This window comes from Gordonia sp. UCD-TK1, from assembly GCF_001691435.1.
In the GTDB taxonomy this organism is placed as follows: Bacteria; Actinomycetota; Actinomycetes; order Mycobacteriales; family Mycobacteriaceae; genus Gordonia; species Gordonia hongkongensis.
Genome location: NZ_LZMP01000008.1, coordinates 40604 through 57241, shown reverse-complemented (window position 1 = coordinate 57241; position 16638 = coordinate 40604). Strand labels below are relative to the sequence as shown.

Sequence of the window (16638 nt, the reverse complement as noted above, 5' to 3'; positions counted from 1 at the left end):
CGCGCAGACGGCGAATGCGGCGAGGAAAGCGACGAGAACGGCCGTGAGAGTGATGACGGTCCCCCTGGGAGAGCTTGCACCGAACGGTGTGCGGAGTAATTGACCCTCACACCATCCACCGGCGTCGCGCCCGCCGGGAGGGGCCGAAGGTCACCGATCCGGGGGGCCAAGGAAACGTCGGGACGTCGCCGCTGCCGCTGCTGATGCGCGGCGGGGGTCTCAGGCGGGCCGACCCCGTTTGAGCTCGAAGCCGGTCACATGACGGGCATCGCCGTCCCGCGGCGCGGTCGCCATCTCGATCTGCGCCCGCGCCTGGTCGAGGACCGGGGTGTCCGGATCGAGGACGGAGAGGTAGCGGTCGTGGGCGGCGAGTGCTCGAACGGCCGCGTCGAGTTGTGCCTCGACCTCGACGCCGTGGGTCGCCGCCGGACCGTTCTCGAACAACCACGACGGCGGGGCTTCCAGGGCGTCGTAGGCCTCGAGGACCGCCGCGGCGAACTCCATGTGGTCGCGCTGGTTGGGCATGCCCGGCGCCCACTCAGGCCCACCGAAGAGCGAGACGATCACCTGCGGACGCACCCGTTCGACGGTCTCGGTGATCTTGTCCCGCAACTCCGGCACGTTGCGGATGTCACTGTCGGGGAACCCCCAGAACTCCACCTCGTCGACGCCGACGATCGACGCGGACGCGCGCTGCTCCGCTTCCCGCAGGGGGCCGCACTCGGCGGGTGGCAGACCTTCGATGCCCCGCTCGCCGCTCGAGGCCAGCGCGTAGACGACGCGGCGGCCCTCGCCGGTCCAGCGGGCGACGGCCGCCGCCATCCCGTACTCGGGGTCGTCGGGGTGGGCGACGAGCACGAGTGCGGTCTGCCAGTCGGTGGGGAAGGGGAGCAGCTGCGCCGTCACGGTTCTCAGCGCTCCCGGTCGAGATTGGCCATCTTCAGCACGTCGAGCCGGGCGTCCAGTTCGTCCTCGGTCAGCTTCTCGCCGACCAGGCCACGTTCGAGGACGGTCTCGCGGATGGTCTTGCCCTCCTTCAGTGCCTGCTTGGCGACGGCCGCTGCCTCCTCGTAGCCGATGGCGCTGTTGAGGGGGGTGACGATCGACGGCGAACTCTCCGCGAGCGTGCGCAACCGCTCGGTGTTGGCCTGCAGACCGGTAATACAGCGGTCGGCGAACAACCGCGAGACGTTCGCGAGCAGCTTCAGGGACTCGAGGACGTTGCGCGCCATCATCGGGATGTAGACGTTGAGTTCGAAGGCGCCGTTGCCGCCGCCCCAGGTGACTGCGGCGTCGTTGCCGATGACCTGCGCCGCCACCTGCGTGACAGCTTCGGGCAGAACGGGATTGACCTTGCCCGGCATGATGGAACTGCCCGGCTGCAGGTCGGGGAGCAGGATCTCGCCGAGCCCGGTGAGCGGACCCGAGCCCATCCAACGGACGTCGTTGGCGATCTTGGTGAGCGACACCGCGATCGTCTTCAACTGACCCGAGAGTTCGACCAGTCCGTCGCGGGCCGCCTGGGCCTCGAAGTTGTCCTTCGCGAGGGTGAGGGACTCGACGCCGGTCAGCCGCACGAGTTCGGCGACGACCTTGGTGCCGAAACCGGCCGGCGCATTGAGGCCGGTGCCGACGGCGGTGCCGCCGATGGGCAGTTCGCCGACGCGCGGGAGGGCGGCGGTGATCCGCTCGATACCCGCCTCGACCTGGCGCGCGTAGCCGCCGAACTCCTGACCGAGCGTGACCGGTACGGCGTCCATCAGGTGTGTGCGACCGCTCTTGACAACCTCACGCCACTCGGTTGCCTTGTCGCCCAGCGCCTTCTGCAGGTGCTCGAGCGCCGGGATCAGATCGGTGACGGCGGCCTCGGTCGCGGCGACGTGCGTCGCCGTCGGGAACGTGTCGTTGGACGACTGGGACATGTTGACGTGGTCGTTCGGATGCACCTCGACGCCGTTGGACTTCGCGATCGACGCGATGACCTCGTTGGTGTTCATGTTCGAGCTGGTGCCCGAACCGGTCTGGAACACGTCGATCGGGAACTGGTCGTCGTGGCGTCCGTCCGCGATCTCGGTGGCCGCGGCGACGATCGCGTCGGCCTTCTCCTTGTCGAGGAGACCGAGGTCGGCGTTGACGGTGGCGCAGGCCGCCTTCAGCAGTCCCATCGCCCGGATCTGCGTCCGTTCGAGGGGGCGTCCGCTGATCGGGAAGTTCTCCACGGCACGCTGCGTCTGTGCCCGCCACAGGGCCTCGACGGGTACCCGGACCTCGCCCATGGTGTCGTGCTCGATGCGGTACTGCTCGCCCTGCGCGTCGGTCTGTGTTTCCTCGGTCATCGGCGTGCCTACTCCTTCGATCGAATCCTTATGCCGCTCAGCGGAACGTTGACGGCCCCACTCGGGTCGGTGAAAAAGTCGTTGCCCTTGTCGTCAACGACGATGAAGGCGGGAAAATTCTCCACCTCGATCTTCCACACGGCCTCCATGCCGAGTTCGGGATACTCGATGATCTCCTGGCTCTTGATGCAGTCGAGCGCGAGACGTGCCGCGGGCCCGCCGATGGAGCCGAGGTAGAAACCGCCGTGCGCGCCACACGCCTCGGTGACCTGCTTGGATCGATTCCCCTTGGCCAGCATGACCATCGAGCCCCCGGCGGCCTGGAACTGCTCGACATAGCTGTCCATCCGGCCTGCCGTCGTCGGACCGAACGATCCGGAGGCCATGCCCTCGGGGGTCTTCGCCGGCCCGGCGTAGTAGACCGGGTGGTCGCGCAGGTAGTCGGGCATCGGTTCGCCGGCGTCGAGGCGTTCCTTGATCTTGGCGTGGGCGATGTCGCGCGCGACGACCAGCGGTCCGGTCAGCGACAGGCGCGTCTTGACCGGATACTGCGAGAGTTGCGCGAGGATCTCCGGCATCGGGCGGTTGAGGTCGACCTCGACCACCTCGCCACCCGAGATGTCCTCGGCCACACCGGCTGCGGGCATGTAGCGGGCCGGATCGGTCTCGAGCTGCTCGAGGAAGACGCCGTCGGCGGTGATCTTGCCGAGGGCCTGACGGTCGGCCGAGCAGGAGACCGCGATCGCCACCGGGCACGACGCACCGTGGCGGGGCAGCCGGACCACGCGCACGTCGTGACAGAAGTACTTGCCGCCGAACTGCGCTCCGATGCCGAACGACTGGGTCAGCCGGAAGACCTCGTCCTCGAGCTCGAGATCGCGGAAACCGTGCGCCGACATCGAACCCTGCGTGGGCAGGTTGTCGAGGTAGTGCGCCGACGCGTACTTGGCGGTCTTGAGTGCGAATTCGGCTGAGGTGCCGCCGATCACGACGGCCAGGTGGTACGGCGGGCAGGCCGCGGTGCCCAGCGAGCGGATCTTCTCGTCGAGGAACTTCAGGATGCTCGTCGGGTTCAGGATCGCCTTGGTCTCCTGGAACAGGAACGACTTGTTGGCGCTGCCACCGCCCTTGGCCATGAACAGGAACTTGTACTCCGGACCCTTGGGTCCCTGCTCGGTGGCGTAGATCTCGATCTGGGCGGGCAGGTTCGAGCCGGTGTTCTTCTCCTCGTAGGTCGTCAGCGGGGCGAGCTGCGAGTAGCGCAGGTTGAGCTGCGTGTAGGCGTCGTAGACACCGCGGGAGATGGCCTCGGCGTCGTCGGTGCCGGTCAGGACCCCTTCGCTCTTCTTGCCCATCACGATGGCGGTGCCGGTGTCCTGACACATCGGCAGCACGCCGCCGGCGGAGATGTTGACGTTCTTCAGCAGGTCGAGCGCGACGAACCGGTCGTTGCCCGAGGCCTCCGGGTCGTCGATGATCTTGCGCAACTGCGCGAGATGAGCCGGGCGCAGATAGTGGCTGATGTCGTGCATGGCCTCCGCGGTGAGCCTCCGGATGGCCTCCGGGTCGACCTTCAGGAAGGTCTGACCGTCGACGGAGATCGTGGACACACCCTCGGTCGTGATCAACCGGTACGGGGTCTCGTCGGCGCCGGTCGGGAGCAGATCGGAGTAGAGAAACTCGGGGGCTGAGGCTGGTTTACTCACGGACCGCATCGTATCGCCCACGACATCGGCCCCACGCCAGAGGTTGACTCGTGAAGTCACCGGTGTTGGTGTGGGGCCGATGTCGTGTCTCAGAGATCGATTCGGGAGTAGCCGCGAAGCTTGGCCGGCTTGTGGACGGCCTCGATGCGGCGGACGGTGCCGGACTTCGAGCGCATCACCAGCGACCGGGTCGTCGCGCCATTGGGCCGGTAGGTGACGCCGCGCAGCATGTCGCCGTTGGTGACCCCGGTGGCGCAGAAGAAGGCGTTCTCGCCGCTGACCAGGATGTCGTTGGTCAGCACCCGGTCCAGGTCGTGGCCGGCATCGATGGCCTTCTGGCGCTCCTCGTCGTTGCGCGGCCACAGCTTGCCCTGGATCTCGCCGCCCATGCACTTCATCGCGACGGCGGTGATGATGCCCTCGGGAGTGCCGCCGACGCCCATCAGCATGTCGACGGTGGAGTAGTCGTCGGCGGCGGCGACCGCACCGGCGACGTCGCCGTCGGAGATGAGGCGGATCTTGGCGCCGGCCTGCCGGATCTCACCGATGAGATCGGCATGACGAGGACGGTCGAGGACGATCACGGTCAGATCGGCGACGTCGATGCCCTTCGCCTTCGCGACCGAGTTGATGTTCCACTCGACGGACTCGTTGATGTTGATGGCGCCCTTGGCTTCGGGCCCGACGGCGATCTTGTCCATGTAGAAGACCGCCGACGGGTCGTACATCGTGCCGCGCTCGCTGACCGCGATCACCGAGATCGAGTTGGGGCGGCCCTCCGCCATCAGCGTGGTGCCGTCGATGGGGTCCACGGCGACGTCACAGTCGGGGCCTTCGCCGTTGCCCACCTCTTCGCCGTTGTAGAGCATCGGCGCCTCGTCCTTCTCGCCCTCACCGATGACCACGACACCGCGCATCGAGACCGACGACAACAGTTCGCGCATCGCGTCGACCGCCGCGCCGTCGCCGCCGTTCTTGTCGCCACGACCGACCCAACGACCGGCCGCGAGTGCAGCCGACTCGGTCACGCGGACCAACTCCATTGCGAGGTTGCGGTCCGGGGCCTGATGGGTGCTGACGGTCATGGGCAATCGACTCCTCTGTTCGGCGCGGGTCGACTCCAGCGGCGCCGAGTGATGGTGGCGGTGGTCTCGACCACCATCCTTGCATGTCACACCGGGCATTCGGTCAGTGACCCTGCTGGTGGGATACTCGGCGCCATGGCAGACAAACCCCGCATTCTGAACAACGGCAAGGACATGTTCTGGTCGTTGGTCCCGTTGCTCGCGCTGTGTGCGCTGGTGGCGATCGCGTCGGGGAACTGCTCGATCGGGGCCTCCAAGGACGTGGCCGACAGCAAGCTGCCGCCGTTCGACGTGGTCAGCGCATTGAACGCCGACGCCGCCCAGCTCCCGTTCCCGATCCGCCGCCCGCCGACGCCGGAGGGCTGGCGGCCCAACTCCGGTTCGTCGGACGCGATCGAGGGGCACCGGGTCAGCACGGTGGGATGGCTCAGCAGCGACGGCGCCTACGTCCAGCTCAGTCAGTCCGATGCGCCCGAGGACGTGTTCGTCCCCTACCTCGGCGGCGGCAGCGGGGGTGATTTCGCCGACATCTCCGGTACCGGTACGCGCCAGGCGGGCGGGCGGCAGTGGGTGACCTACGAGACGTCGGAGGGCAAGCGGTTCTGGATCACGGACCTGGGCAAGGTACGCATCGCGGTCCTGTCACGCGGCAGCGACGCAGACATCGAGACGATCGCGTCGTCGGTCGTCGCCCAGCAACCGCTGCAAGTGGGGTAGCGCACTACTCGTGAGAACCCGGCCCGGAGTTCCTAGCGTCGTCGGCAGGAGGCGCTCATGGATGGGGGATCGCGGTTCGGCTTGCACCTCGTGTGGGCCAGGTTCGTGCTCGTCGCGGTCCTCGTGCTGCTCGTGGTGACCGTTCCGGTGCAACAGGCGGGCGCCATCGATGCGCCGACCGACCCGGAATCCCGGGCCGCGGTGACCGCACCCGGTCTTCCGTACATCGTCGGGCCGCCTCCGGATTCCGCTGTGGGGCGGCCGCTTTCCTCCTCATCGAGGGGTGGGGAGGATCGTCGGCCGGTCCTCGCGCGGGTCGGTGCGCGACCGACCGCCGAGCACACGCGCATCAGTGTCCTCGACCGCGAGGCGCTCACCCGGTTCGACTGATCAGTCTCAGTCGTCCTCGGAGTCGTCGGGATCGGAGCCGGTGCTGATGACCGCCTCGATGCGCTCGCGGGCACCGCGCAGGTGCTCCTCGCAGCGGGTCGCGAGGGCCTCGCCACGCTCCCAGAGCGCCAGCGAGGCGTCGAGGTCGAGTCCGCCGTGCTCGAGGGTGGTGACGATCTCGGCGAGTTCGTCGCGTGCTTCCTCGTATCCGAGTTCCTCGATCGGAGTGGATGATTCGTCGGTGCTCACGCATTTCCTCCGTGTTCCGGCATGGTCGTGGGTTCGTCGACCCGGGCGGTTGCGGCGCCGTCGGCGACCCGGATACGCAGGGGTGCACCCGCCGGCAGGTCCGCGAGCGTGCCGACCACATGGGGCGGGTCGGTGTCGGTGCGCTGTACCACCGCGTAGCCGCGCGCCAGGGTCTGCGCGGGACCGAGTGTCGCCAGGCGCGCACCGAGATGGTCGGTACGTCGTTCCTCGGAGTCGATGTGGCGCAACACATCTCGGCGCAGGGCGCGGACCAGCTCGGCCACCTGGCCGGCCTCGGAGTCCACGAGCACCCCGGGACGGGCGAGCACCGGCCGCGCCCGCAGCGCGGCGACGACGCCGGACTCGCGGCGCACCCAGTTGCGCAGGGCCTGCGCGCTGCGTCGACGCAGATCCGCGATGCCCGCGAGTTCGGCCTCGACGTCGGGAACGACCCGCTTCGCCGCATCGGTCGGAGTGGCGGCGCGCAGATCCGCGACGAGATCGAGCAGTGGATTGTCCGGTTCGTGCCCGATCGCGCTGACGACCGGGGTCCGGCACCGCGACACCGCGCGCAGCAACGCCTCGTCGGAGAACGGGAGCAGGTCTTCGACGCTGCCGCCGCCGCGCGCGATGATGATGACGTCGACATCGGGGTGGGCATCGAGGTCGGCCAGGTGGGTCAGGATGCGGGCGACCGCCGTCGGCCCCTGCACGGGGGCCTCGCGGATGTCGAAGCGCACGTTCGACCATCGCGCGGTCGCGACGCTCACGACGTCGTGCTGCGCTGCGCTCGCGCGGCCACTGATCAGGCCGACGGCGCGCGGCAGGAACGGCAACGGCCGTTTGAGCCGTGAATCGAAGAGGCCCTCGGCGGCCATGAGCTGTCGCAGCCGTTCGATGCGCAGCAGCAGCTCGCCGATGCCCACGGCCCGGATCTCGCTGACCCGCAGCGACACCGTGCCGCGCCCGGTGTAGTAACTCGGCCGGCCCAGGACCACCACGGAGCTGCCGTCCGTCAGCGGGACCTCGGTGCGTGCCAGCAGGTCGGGGCTGCACGTCACCGAGATCGAGATGTCGGCAGCGGGGTCGCGCAGGGTGAGGAACGCGGTGCGGGTCCCCGGCCGCCGGCTGATCTGGGTGACCTGTCCCTCGACCCAGATCTGTCCAAGCCGATGGATCCAGTCGGCGATCTTGGTGTTCACCGTCCGGACCGGCCAGGGATGGTCGGCCGAGTTCGGTGACGAGGAACGTCGCGGTGTGTCGCTCGTGTCGGCCCCGGTCACGCTTCGGTGGAGCGCTTGTTCTGCGCGGCGATCCGGTTCTCGAGCATCGTCACGAACGGCGCGCGGTCGCGGTGGGATTTCTCATAGTCGACGAGCGCGATCAGGTCCTCGACGGCGACCGACCGCAGGCGGGCCCGGAGTTGCGCGAGGGTGAGGGTGTCGTAGTCGATGAGCTCGACGATCTCGGGCCCGGAGCCGTCGGCGGAACCCACCGCCTCGGTGCCCGGCACCTCGGCCGCGACGACCTCGTCGGGGGTCGAGCTGTACAGCGCGAACCGCCCGGCATCGGCGCGCGGCGGTGCGGCGAGATCGGCGTCGGCGGCCGCCTCCTCGATCTCCTCGTCGATGGTCGTGGGCGACGGGGTCGTCGCGGCGGCCTTCGGCTTCTCGTCCTGCACAGACGTATCGGTGGTCTCCGCGGGCGCGGCGGGCGTGACCGGGTCGGGACCCGCTGCGTCGTCCTCGTCGAAACGTGCCCACTCGGGCTGTTCGTCGGGCCGGTCGAAGAGCATCTCCAGGGCGGCGTCGCCCTTGATGGCCAGTTCGGCGATGTTCTGTTGCGCCCGCATACCGGCCTGGAGGGTCTGGCTGATGGCGGTCATCGGCAACGTGATGAGCAGCGCCGGGAGTTTCCGTGTCTCCTCGAGGGCGGTGACGATCAGACCTGCGGCTATCCGGGCGGGGTACGGTGCGCGATCCATGCCAACACTCTGCCATCACGGGCAACGCCGCGTAACCCGTACCCTGGGAAGCATGTCTGAGACGAAGCGTGTCCTGCTCGCCGAACCCCGCGGCTACTGCGCTGGTGTCGACCGTGCGGTGGAGACGGTCGAGCGTGCCCTCGACAAGCACGGCGCTCCCGTCTACGTGCGCAAGGAGATCGTGCACAACCGGCACGTCGTGGAGACCCTGGCCGAGCGCGGGGCGATCTTCGTCGGCGAGACCGACGAGGTGCCCGAGGGCGCGTTGGTCGTGTTCTCCGCGCACGGGGTGTCCCCGCTGGTGCACCAGACCGCCGCCGAGCGCAACCTGCGCACCATCGACGCCACGTGTCCGCTGGTCACGAAGGTCCATCAAGAGGCGAAGCGATTCGCGCGCGACGACTACGACATCCTCCTGATCGGCCATGAGGGCCACGAGGAAGTCGAGGGCACCGCCGGCGAGGCCCCACAGCACATCCAGCTCGTCGACGGTCCCGACAGCGTGGACGCGGTCGAGGTCCGTGACGAGTCGAAGCTCGTCTGGTTGTCGCAGACCACCCTGTCCGTCGACGAGACCATGGAGACGGTCCGTCGACTCCGCGAGAAGTTCCCGCTGCTCAACGACCCGCCCAGCGACGACATCTGCTACGCCACCCAGAACCGGCAGGTCGCGGTCAAGGCGATGGCTCCCGAATGCGACCTGGTGATCGTCGTCGGATCGCAGAACTCCTCGAACTCGGTGCGCCTCGTCGAGGTGGCCCTGCAGGCCGGCGCGAAGGCAGGCCACCTGGTCGATTACGCCCGTGAGATCGACGACTCGTGGCTCGACGGTGTGACGACGGTCGGGGTCACCTCCGGCGCGTCGGTGCCCGAGGTGCTGGTCCGCGGGGTTCTCGACTACCTGGCCGAACGCGGCTACGGCACGGTCGAGACGGTCAACACGGCCAACGAGACGCTGACCTTCGCGCTCCCGCGCGAGCTGCGCCCCGCACGTTCGTCCAGCTGACCTCGGGCCACGATCCGGCGTCGACAGATCAGAACTCGTCCGGGTCGAGCTTGCGCACCCGTCGGTGGGGTAGTGCGATCGCGAGGACGGCGGCGATGACGATCGCCGCGACGGCGCTGCCGATGATCGCGACGTTGCGGGCACTGTGGTCGGGCGGCTGGGCCACCGGTGGAGCGGCGATCGGGGCCGAGGTGCGGTCCCGCTGCTGGTCGGCCGGCACTTCGGCGGTCAGGGCGGCGACCGGATCGATGACACCGTGTCCGATCCGCTGATCGCGCCCGGTTCCCGGGGAGTGGGCGGTGGCGATGATGCGGTCCATCACCTCGCGCGCGGTCAGATCCGGGAAGCGGGCCCGGATCAGCGCGGCGGTGCCCGCGACGTACGGCGCGGCGAAACTCGTGCCGATCAAGGGCACCGGCCCGCCGTCGCTCTGCTGGGCCGACGCCAGCCGGTTCGAACCGCGCTTGCTGTTCAGGCTCACGATGTCGGTGCCCGGCGCCGCGACGCTCACCCACGGGCCGTGCAGGCTGAAGTCGCTCGGCGAGCCGGTGTCGGCGTCCACCGAGCCGACCGTCAGCACGTACGGCGAGTACCAGGCGGGACTGGCGACGGTCGCGACCGACCGCCATCCGTCGGGGTCGTCGGCGGCGGGAGCCGGATTCTGGTTCTGGCAGGCGCCGTCGCGCGTCAGGTTGCCGGCTGCCACGACGACCACGACGTTCCGGTCGTAGGCGTGCCGGATGGCCGCACCGAGCGCCCGGTCGTCGACCGAATCCGCCGCCGACGCGCACGCCACCTCGGAGATGTTGATGACGGTGGCGCGTAGATCGACCGCGCGCACGATGGCGTGCGCCAGCGTCCGGACGGACCCGTAACCCGAGCCGACCACCGGCGCGGCGTCGTCCCGGGCGCGGTCGTTCTTCTTCTGGAAAGCGCTGCTGGACTGGCGGATCGCGATGATCGATGCCGCGGGCGCGACGCCGGCGAACGCGTCGGCGGTGCTGGGCCGGGCGGCGATGATCCCGGCGACCAGGGTGCCGTGGGCGTCGCAGTCGTCGAGTCCGTTGCCGCCCGAGACGTAATCGCCACCGGCGACGACGCGACCGAGCCGCGGATGGGGCGTCACCCCGGTGTCGATGACGGCCACCCGCTGACCCTGTCCGCGACTGAACCGCCACGCCTCCGGGAGATTCATCATCGCCTGCGCCGCGGTCGGTTTCGTCACGGTGCGCGTCAGTTCCGGGATGTTGCACAGGTGCCGCTGCTCGGTCGGTTCGAGCGGGGCGACCGGGGCCGACCGGACGAGGGCGCCGGGATCGATCCGAGGCGGGGTCACCGCCGCAGCGGGCGTCGCCGAGGCCCCGACGAGTGCCGCGACGAGGGTCGTCGCGAATACTCCAGCACCACGGACACGGTTGTCGCGCATCAGATCTCGCGGACCATTCGGTACAGGTCGAGCAGCCACAACAGCAGGGGCACGATCAGGGCGACGAGGATGTACTCGCCGATCTCGGCCCACCGACGCATCACGGGTGAGAAGTCCTGGTTCGGTGCGACGACCCCGAAGACGAGGGCGCCGATCACCACGAGGATGCCGAGGGCGAAACCGATCACCGGCCACTGGTCGTCGCCGAACGCGAGACCGGTGATCAGGGTGATCACCACGAGCGATCCGCCGATGACGAGGATTCCCGCCTGGAACAGGTCGCTGTGAGAGCGGCCCCGCAGACACAGCACGACGCCGATGATCGCGGCGTAGACGGCGTTGCGCCATTCGAACCCGGCGAGCGGGGCGGCGGTGAGCACGGCCGCGATGGCGGTGACGACGGTGAGCCCGCCGACGATGCCGGTCAGGTACGCGTTGGCGAGGTAGGAACGACGTTCCAGCGCATCGGCTTTGGGAAGGGCGGTCGCGCCGATCGCCCCGATGCCCTCGATGGCCGGTCGCGGTTCGATGTCCTTGACGTCGATGGCGGCACCCGCGGTCGGCACCGGGGGCAGCGGCAGTTTCGCGAGCAGGATCGTCGTGCGGGGAGCCAGACCGATGCACAGCAGACCGACCGCGGCGATGACGGCGGCGACATCGGCCACCGGCGCATCGATGAGGAGTCGCGCCCCACAACCGGTGGCGCCGAGCAGCGCCGCGCTGGTCACGGCGCTGTGTGCGGTCGCCCCGGCCGCGGTCATGCGATAACTGACGACCGCGGCGACGAGTGCGAACGCGAAGCCCAGGGTGAGGTGTGCGGCGCCGTACGACCCGGGCGTCACGATCATCCCGGTCACGAAGGCCATCGGTGCGGCACACAGGGACAGCACCGTCGAACTCTGCTCGTCGCGGTAGTAGCGGGACACGATCGTCGAGGCGGTGACGAATCCGACGACCGCCAGCCCGGACAACCCGGCGAACCACAGGGCGCCGGTGCCGGAGCGGACCGCGGCCAGGGACGCCGCCGCCGCGATCGCGGCGACGAGTGCCAGTGCGTAACCGACCTTCCGGGCGGACGCCGCGGTCCAGTCGACGAACTGCGATTCGTTCAATCGGGCGACAGCGTCGACCACATCGTCGAACAGCACCGGGGACTCCCCGGTTCGCGTGGAGGTCAACAGCAGCAGGTCGCCGTCACGGATACCCGACTCCGACAGCGACCGGTGCAGGGGCAGTGGGTCCTGTCCGACGAGCGCGAGCGTCCACTTGTTCTGCCGGTCGTGCGGTCGGCCGGGATTGCGGGCGTCGGCATCCGGGTCGTCGGGGTCCGACCTCGAGGGATTGCGCGATTCGATCTGGGCGACAAGGTCACCGATGAGTCCGGCGATGGGGATGCCGGCCGGCAGTCCGACGTCGAGCTGGGTGTTGCCGCCCAGTACGGACACCCGTACGAGTTGCGGCTCGACGGCCCCCTCACCCCGCCGGCGATCCCCGGTGTCCGCGTCGGCAGCGGTGGCCGGGTACCCCGGTGCGAATCCGTCCACAGACGACATCAGGTCAATCCTCCCCCTAGATTCAGCAGCTAACATAGCCAACCGCGGCGGGTTCGACCGCCCGGGGATACACAGCGCGACATGTCAGGGGGGACGTGTGGTCACGACGACGGAAGGCTTTGTGCGTCGCCCGCGCATCACGCCCCCACGCACGCCCGGAGGCGAGGTCAACATCCAGGCGCCGCCGGATGTGCCGCGGGTGGTGCCCGGCGGCCTCCTGATGAAACTGCTGCCGGTGGTGATGGTCGTCGCCGTCGTCGGCATGGTGGCACTGATGGTCGTCACCGGTGGGCGCAACATCCTGACCAACCCGCTGTTCATGATGTTCCCGCTGATGATGCTGATGTCGATGTTCGGCATGTTCGCCGCCGGCGGCCGTGGCGGGGGCAAACGCGCCGGAGAACTCAACGAGGAACGCAAGGACTACTTCCGCTATCTCGGCCAGCTGCGCGGCCAGGTCTTCGAGACCGTCGACAACCAGCGCGCGGCACGCACCTGGAGCCACCCGGACCCGCGTGCGCTGCTCGACGTGATCGGCAGCAGGCGCATGTGGGAACGCCGCCCCAGCGACGCCGACTTCGCCCATGTGCGCGTCGGGGTGGGTGTCCAGCGACTCGCCACGCGGCTCATGCCGCCGGAGACCGGGCCCCTCGAGGACATCGAGCCGGTGTCGATGGTGGCCCTGCGCCGGTTCGTGCGCACGCACTCCGCGGTGTACCGCCTGCCCACCTCGATCTCGCTGCGCGGCTTCCCCGCCATCAACATCGAGGGTGCGCGGCAGGAGACCCGCGAACTCATCCGGTCGATGGTCGTGGAGCTGTGTGCGTTCCACGGTCCCGATCATCTGCACATCGGCATCGTGACCGGTGATCCGGCGGGGGAGGCCTGGGACTGGGCGAAATGGCTTCCGCACGTGGGACATCCGACGCTGCGCGACGGCGTCGGGGCGATGCGGATGATCTATCCGACGCTGGCGGACCTCGAGAACTCGATGGCCGCGGACCTCCTCGAGCGCGGCCGGTTCAGCCGGTCGGCGCCGCCGAACGCCAACCGCGCACACCTCGTGGTGATCATCGACGACGGTTACGTCGCCGGCGACGAGCGGATCATCAACGACGCCGGCATGGAAGGCGTCACGATCCTCGACCTGACCGCGCCGCCGGACGGTCTCGCGGTGCGGCGCGGGCTGCAACTCGTCGTGCGCGGGGGCAAGGTCTCCGCGCGCAGTGCCGCCGGCGTCGAGGAGTTCGCCGACATGGACTCGCTGACGATTCCCGAGGCGGAGGCGATCGCCCGGCGCATGGCGCGCTACCGGCTGGCCACCGCGGCGACGCTGGCCCACCTCGAGTCCGAAGCGACCTCGGCCGACCCCGGCCTGCCCGCGCTGCTGGGCATCGACGACGCCGCACGCTTCGATCCGGCGACGGCCTGGCGTGGTCGTACCGGCCGGGAGCGCCTGCGCGTGCCGATCGGTTACACGCCGACCGGCGCGCCCGTGGAGATCGACATCAAGGAGAGCGCACACGGCGGCATGGGTCCGCACGGGCTTTGCATCGGCGCCACCGGATCGGGGAAGTCGGAGTTCCTGCGCACGCTGGTCCTGGCGATGCTGGCGACTCATTCGCCGTCGGAGCTGAATCTCGTGCTCGTCGACTTCAAGGGCGGCGCGACGTTCCTGGGCCTGGAATCCGCGCCGCACGTCGCCGCGATCATCACGAACCTCGAGCAGGAACTCTCGATGGTCGACCGGATGAAGGACGCGCTCTCGGGCGAGATGAACCGGCGCCAGGAGGTGTTGCGGGCGGCGGGCAACTACGCGAACGTCGCCGACTACGAGCGCGCCCGCGCCTCGGGGGTGCGCCTTGATCCGCTGCCGGCACTGTTCATCGTCGTCGACGAGTTCTCCGAACTGCTCTCGCAGAAGCCCGATTTCGCCGAACTGTTCGTCGCCATCGGTCGTCTGGGTCGCTCGCTGCACATCCATCTGCTGCTCGCCTCGCAGCGGCTGGAAGAAGGCAAACTCCGGGGCCTGGACTCGCACCTGTCGTATCGGATCGGCCTGAAGACGTTCTCCGCCAACGAGTCCCGCTCGGTTCTCGGTGTTCCCGACGCCTATCACCTCCCGAGCGTCCCGGGTTCGGCGTACCTCAAGTGCGATTCGGCGGACCCGATCAGGTTCAACACCTCCTACGTGTCGGGGGCCTACTACTCGCCGACGGTCACCGAGTCGGTCGATCCGACGACCACGGCGTCATCGCGTCGCGGAAACCTCAAGGTCTTCACCGCACTTCCGGTGCCGCTGGACGAGGGCGCGTCGCGTTCGCTGCTCGACCAGGCCGAGAGCCTGCTCGACGAGGAACCGCCGGCACCCGAGGCGCCCACCGAGTTCGAGCCGGTCTCGGCGCAGGTGCCCACGCTCATGGAGACCATCGTCGAACGCATGGAACACGCGGGCCCGCCGGCCCACCGCGTGTGGCTGCCGCCACTGGACGACTCGCCCACCGTGGAACATCTTCTCGGCGAGCGGGACTGGTCCCACCCGGCGGTGCCGGGGAGTCTCAGCGTTCCGATCGGCGTCGTCGACCGGCCCTACGACCAGCGACGCGACCCGCTCGTCATCGACCTCGCGGGGGCCGCGGGCAACGTGGCGGTGGTCGGCGGTCCGCAGTCGGGCAAGTCGACGACGCTGCGCACGATCATCATGTCGGCCGCCGCGTCCCACACGCCCGAACAGGTGCAGTTCTACTGTCTGGACTTCGGCGGCGGCAGTCTGGCCGGTCTCGCCGGGCTCCCGCATGTCGGCTCGGTCGCCTCGCGCGGCGACATGGACGCGGTCCGCCGTACGGTCGCCGAGGTGGCGGCCGTGGTCCGCTCGCGCGAACTGCTGTTCACCCGGCTGGGCATCGAGTCGATGCGCGACTACCGGTCCCGCCGGGAAGCGTGGTTCCGGTCCGGCGTCACCTCGCCGGCGTCGGACCCGCTGGCGCAGGACCGGTTCGGCGACGTGTTCCTCGTCCTCGACGGCATGAACGTGCTGCGGACCGAACTGGAATCGCTCGAGGAACAGATCACCGCGATCGTGGCCCAGGGGTTGAGCTACGGCGTCCACGTCATGGTCACCGCATCCCGGTGGGCCGAGGTGCGCCCGGCGGTCCGCGATCTCATGGGTACCCGGATCGAGCTGCGGCTGGGCGACCCGATGGATTCCGACATGGGTCGTCGCGCCGCCGCCCTGGTCCCGCAGAACCGACCCGGTCGCGGCCTGACCGGGCAGGAGCTGCACATGCTGATCGCGCTGCCCCGGCTCGATTCCGTCAGCAGTGCCGAGTCGTTGCCCGCGGGCGTCGCCCAGTCGGTCGAGAAGCTCACCGCCGCCTATCCGGGCCGCTCGGCGATGGCCGTGCGCAAGCTGAGCACCGCGATCGACTACGCATCGGTGCAGCGCGCGGTTGCCGCCGCCGGGCTGACGCTGGCACCCAATCAGGTGGCGATCGGTGTCGGCGAGCTCGAACTCGCCCCGGTGGTCCTCGATTTCACCGCCCAACCGCATTTCATGGCGTTCGCCGACGTCGAGCACGGCAAGACCAACCTGCTGCGGACGATCGTCACCGGGCTGGTCGCGGGTGCCACACCCGAGCAGGTGCGCATCGTCTTCGTCGACTACCGCCGCACGATGCTGGGGATCATCGACGGCGATCATCTCGCCGGCTACGCGAGTTCGCCCGACCGCGCGGCGTCGATGATGACGGAGCTGGCGGCGTATCTGAAGAACCGGATGCCACCCGAGGACGTGACCGTCCAGCAACTGCGGGACCGCACCTGGCTCGAGGGCCAGCCCGAGGTGTACGTGGTGGTCGACGACTACGACATGGTCGTCACCTCGACCGGCAATCCGATGCTGCCGATCGTCGAACTGGCCTCCCATGCGCGCGACATCGGGCTGCACATCGTGCTCGCCCGACGTTCCGGCGGCCTCGGTCGGGCGATGTTCGATCCGCTGATCGCGCGCCTCAAGGACCTGTCGTCGGACATCCTGCTGATGAGCGGTGACCGGGACGAGGGATTCATCACCGGCCGGTCGAGGATGCAGACGCTGGTGCCCGGCCGCGGCGAACTGGTGTCGCGCGTCCGGCCGCAGGAGATGATCCAGGTCGCCCATCTCCCGATCGGCGACTAGGGGTGGGTC

At 69.2% G+C, this 16638-nt stretch carries 13 protein-coding genes; 4 read left to right on the top strand and 9 right to left on the bottom strand.

Annotation, left to right across the window (positions count from 1 at the left end; translation table 11 throughout):
* Positions 1-219 precede the first annotated feature (219 nt).
* The 4 genes from A9310_RS06725 to glpX form a co-directional block, all read right to left on the bottom strand.
* Positions 220-906: a PIG-L deacetylase family protein gene (locus tag A9310_RS06725; RefSeq protein ID WP_065629924.1), complete on the bottom strand. Its 687-nt coding sequence runs from the start codon at positions 904-906 to the stop codon at positions 220-222.
* A gap of 5 nt (positions 907-911) precedes the next feature.
* Positions 912-2336, bottom strand: coding sequence for a class II fumarate hydratase (locus A9310_RS06720; RefSeq protein ID WP_065629923.1), 1425 nt, complete (start codon positions 2334-2336; stop codon positions 912-914).
* 8 nt (positions 2337-2344) lie between these two features.
* Positions 2345-4042, bottom strand: a complete 1698-nt coding sequence (locus A9310_RS06715) for a fumarate hydratase (protein ID WP_065629959.1) — start codon at positions 4040-4042, stop codon at positions 2345-2347.
* An 89-nt stretch (positions 4043-4131) separates the two neighbouring features.
* Complete coding sequence (glpX, locus tag A9310_RS06710) at positions 4132-5127, bottom strand: class II fructose-bisphosphatase (RefSeq protein ID WP_065629922.1); 996 nt, start codon at positions 5125-5127, stop codon at positions 4132-4134.
* A gap of 135 nt (positions 5128-5262) precedes the next feature.
* On the opposite strand from glpX, the gene A9310_RS06705 reads away from it, so the two are divergent.
* Together A9310_RS06705 and A9310_RS06700 are read left to right on the top strand one after the other, a co-directional pair.
* The gene (locus A9310_RS06705) at positions 5263-5844 is read left to right on the top strand and encodes a DUF4245 domain-containing protein (RefSeq protein ID WP_065629958.1); all 582 of its coding nucleotides are present in this window, start codon (positions 5263-5265) and stop codon (positions 5842-5844) included.
* 57 nt (positions 5845-5901) lie between these two features.
* Positions 5902-6234, top strand: a complete 333-nt coding sequence (locus A9310_RS06700; protein WP_065629921.1) for a hypothetical protein — start codon at positions 5902-5904, stop codon at positions 6232-6234.
* Positions 6235-6240: 6 nt separating this feature from the next.
* On the opposite strand, the gene A9310_RS06695 is transcribed toward A9310_RS06700, so the two are convergent.
* From A9310_RS06695 to A9310_RS06685, 3 genes are read right to left on the bottom strand one after another with little or no spacing between them, the layout of a single operon-like run.
* The gene (locus A9310_RS06695; RefSeq protein ID WP_065629920.1) at positions 6241-6483 is read right to left on the bottom strand and encodes an exodeoxyribonuclease VII small subunit; all 243 of its coding nucleotides are present in this window, start codon (positions 6481-6483) and stop codon (positions 6241-6243) included.
* Positions 6480-7766, bottom strand: coding sequence for an exodeoxyribonuclease VII large subunit (xseA, locus tag A9310_RS06690; protein ID WP_065629919.1), 1287 nt, complete (start codon positions 7764-7766; stop codon positions 6480-6482). The genes A9310_RS06695 and xseA overlap by 4 nt, the downstream gene beginning before the upstream one ends.
* On the bottom strand, positions 7763-8467 hold the full coding sequence (locus A9310_RS06685) for a lipid droplet-associated protein (RefSeq protein WP_065629918.1): 705 nt from the start codon (positions 8465-8467) through the stop codon (positions 7763-7765). The genes xseA and A9310_RS06685 overlap by 4 nt, the downstream gene beginning before the upstream one ends.
* A gap of 52 nt (positions 8468-8519) precedes the next feature.
* On the opposite strand from A9310_RS06685, the gene A9310_RS06680 reads away from it, so the two are divergent.
* Positions 8520-9473: a 4-hydroxy-3-methylbut-2-enyl diphosphate reductase gene (locus A9310_RS06680; RefSeq protein WP_058250715.1), complete on the top strand. Its 954-nt coding sequence runs from the start codon at positions 8520-8522 to the stop codon at positions 9471-9473.
* 28 nt (positions 9474-9501) lie between these two features.
* Here the strand turns inward: A9310_RS06680 and mycP are convergent, their stop codons facing one another.
* Together mycP and eccD are read right to left on the bottom strand one after the other, a co-directional pair.
* Positions 9502-10899 carry a type VII secretion-associated serine protease mycosin gene (mycP, locus tag A9310_RS06675; protein WP_065629917.1) on the bottom strand — a complete coding sequence of 466 codons (1398 nt, stop codon included), beginning with the start codon at positions 10897-10899 and terminating at the stop codon, positions 9502-9504.
* The gene (gene eccD / locus A9310_RS06670; protein ID WP_065629916.1) at positions 10899-12452 is read right to left on the bottom strand and encodes a type VII secretion integral membrane protein EccD; all 1554 of its coding nucleotides are present in this window, start codon (positions 12450-12452) and stop codon (positions 10899-10901) included. Before eccD ends, mycP begins: the two co-directional genes overlap by 1 nt.
* A gap of 97 nt (positions 12453-12549) precedes the next feature.
* Here eccD and eccCa point away from each other — a divergent pair, with 97 nt between their 5' ends.
* A complete protein-coding gene (gene eccCa / locus A9310_RS06665) occupies positions 12550-16629 on the top strand; it encodes a type VII secretion protein EccCa (protein ID WP_065629915.1) in 4080 nt (1359 codons plus the stop codon).
* The last annotated feature ends 9 nt before the right edge of the window (positions 16630-16638 follow it).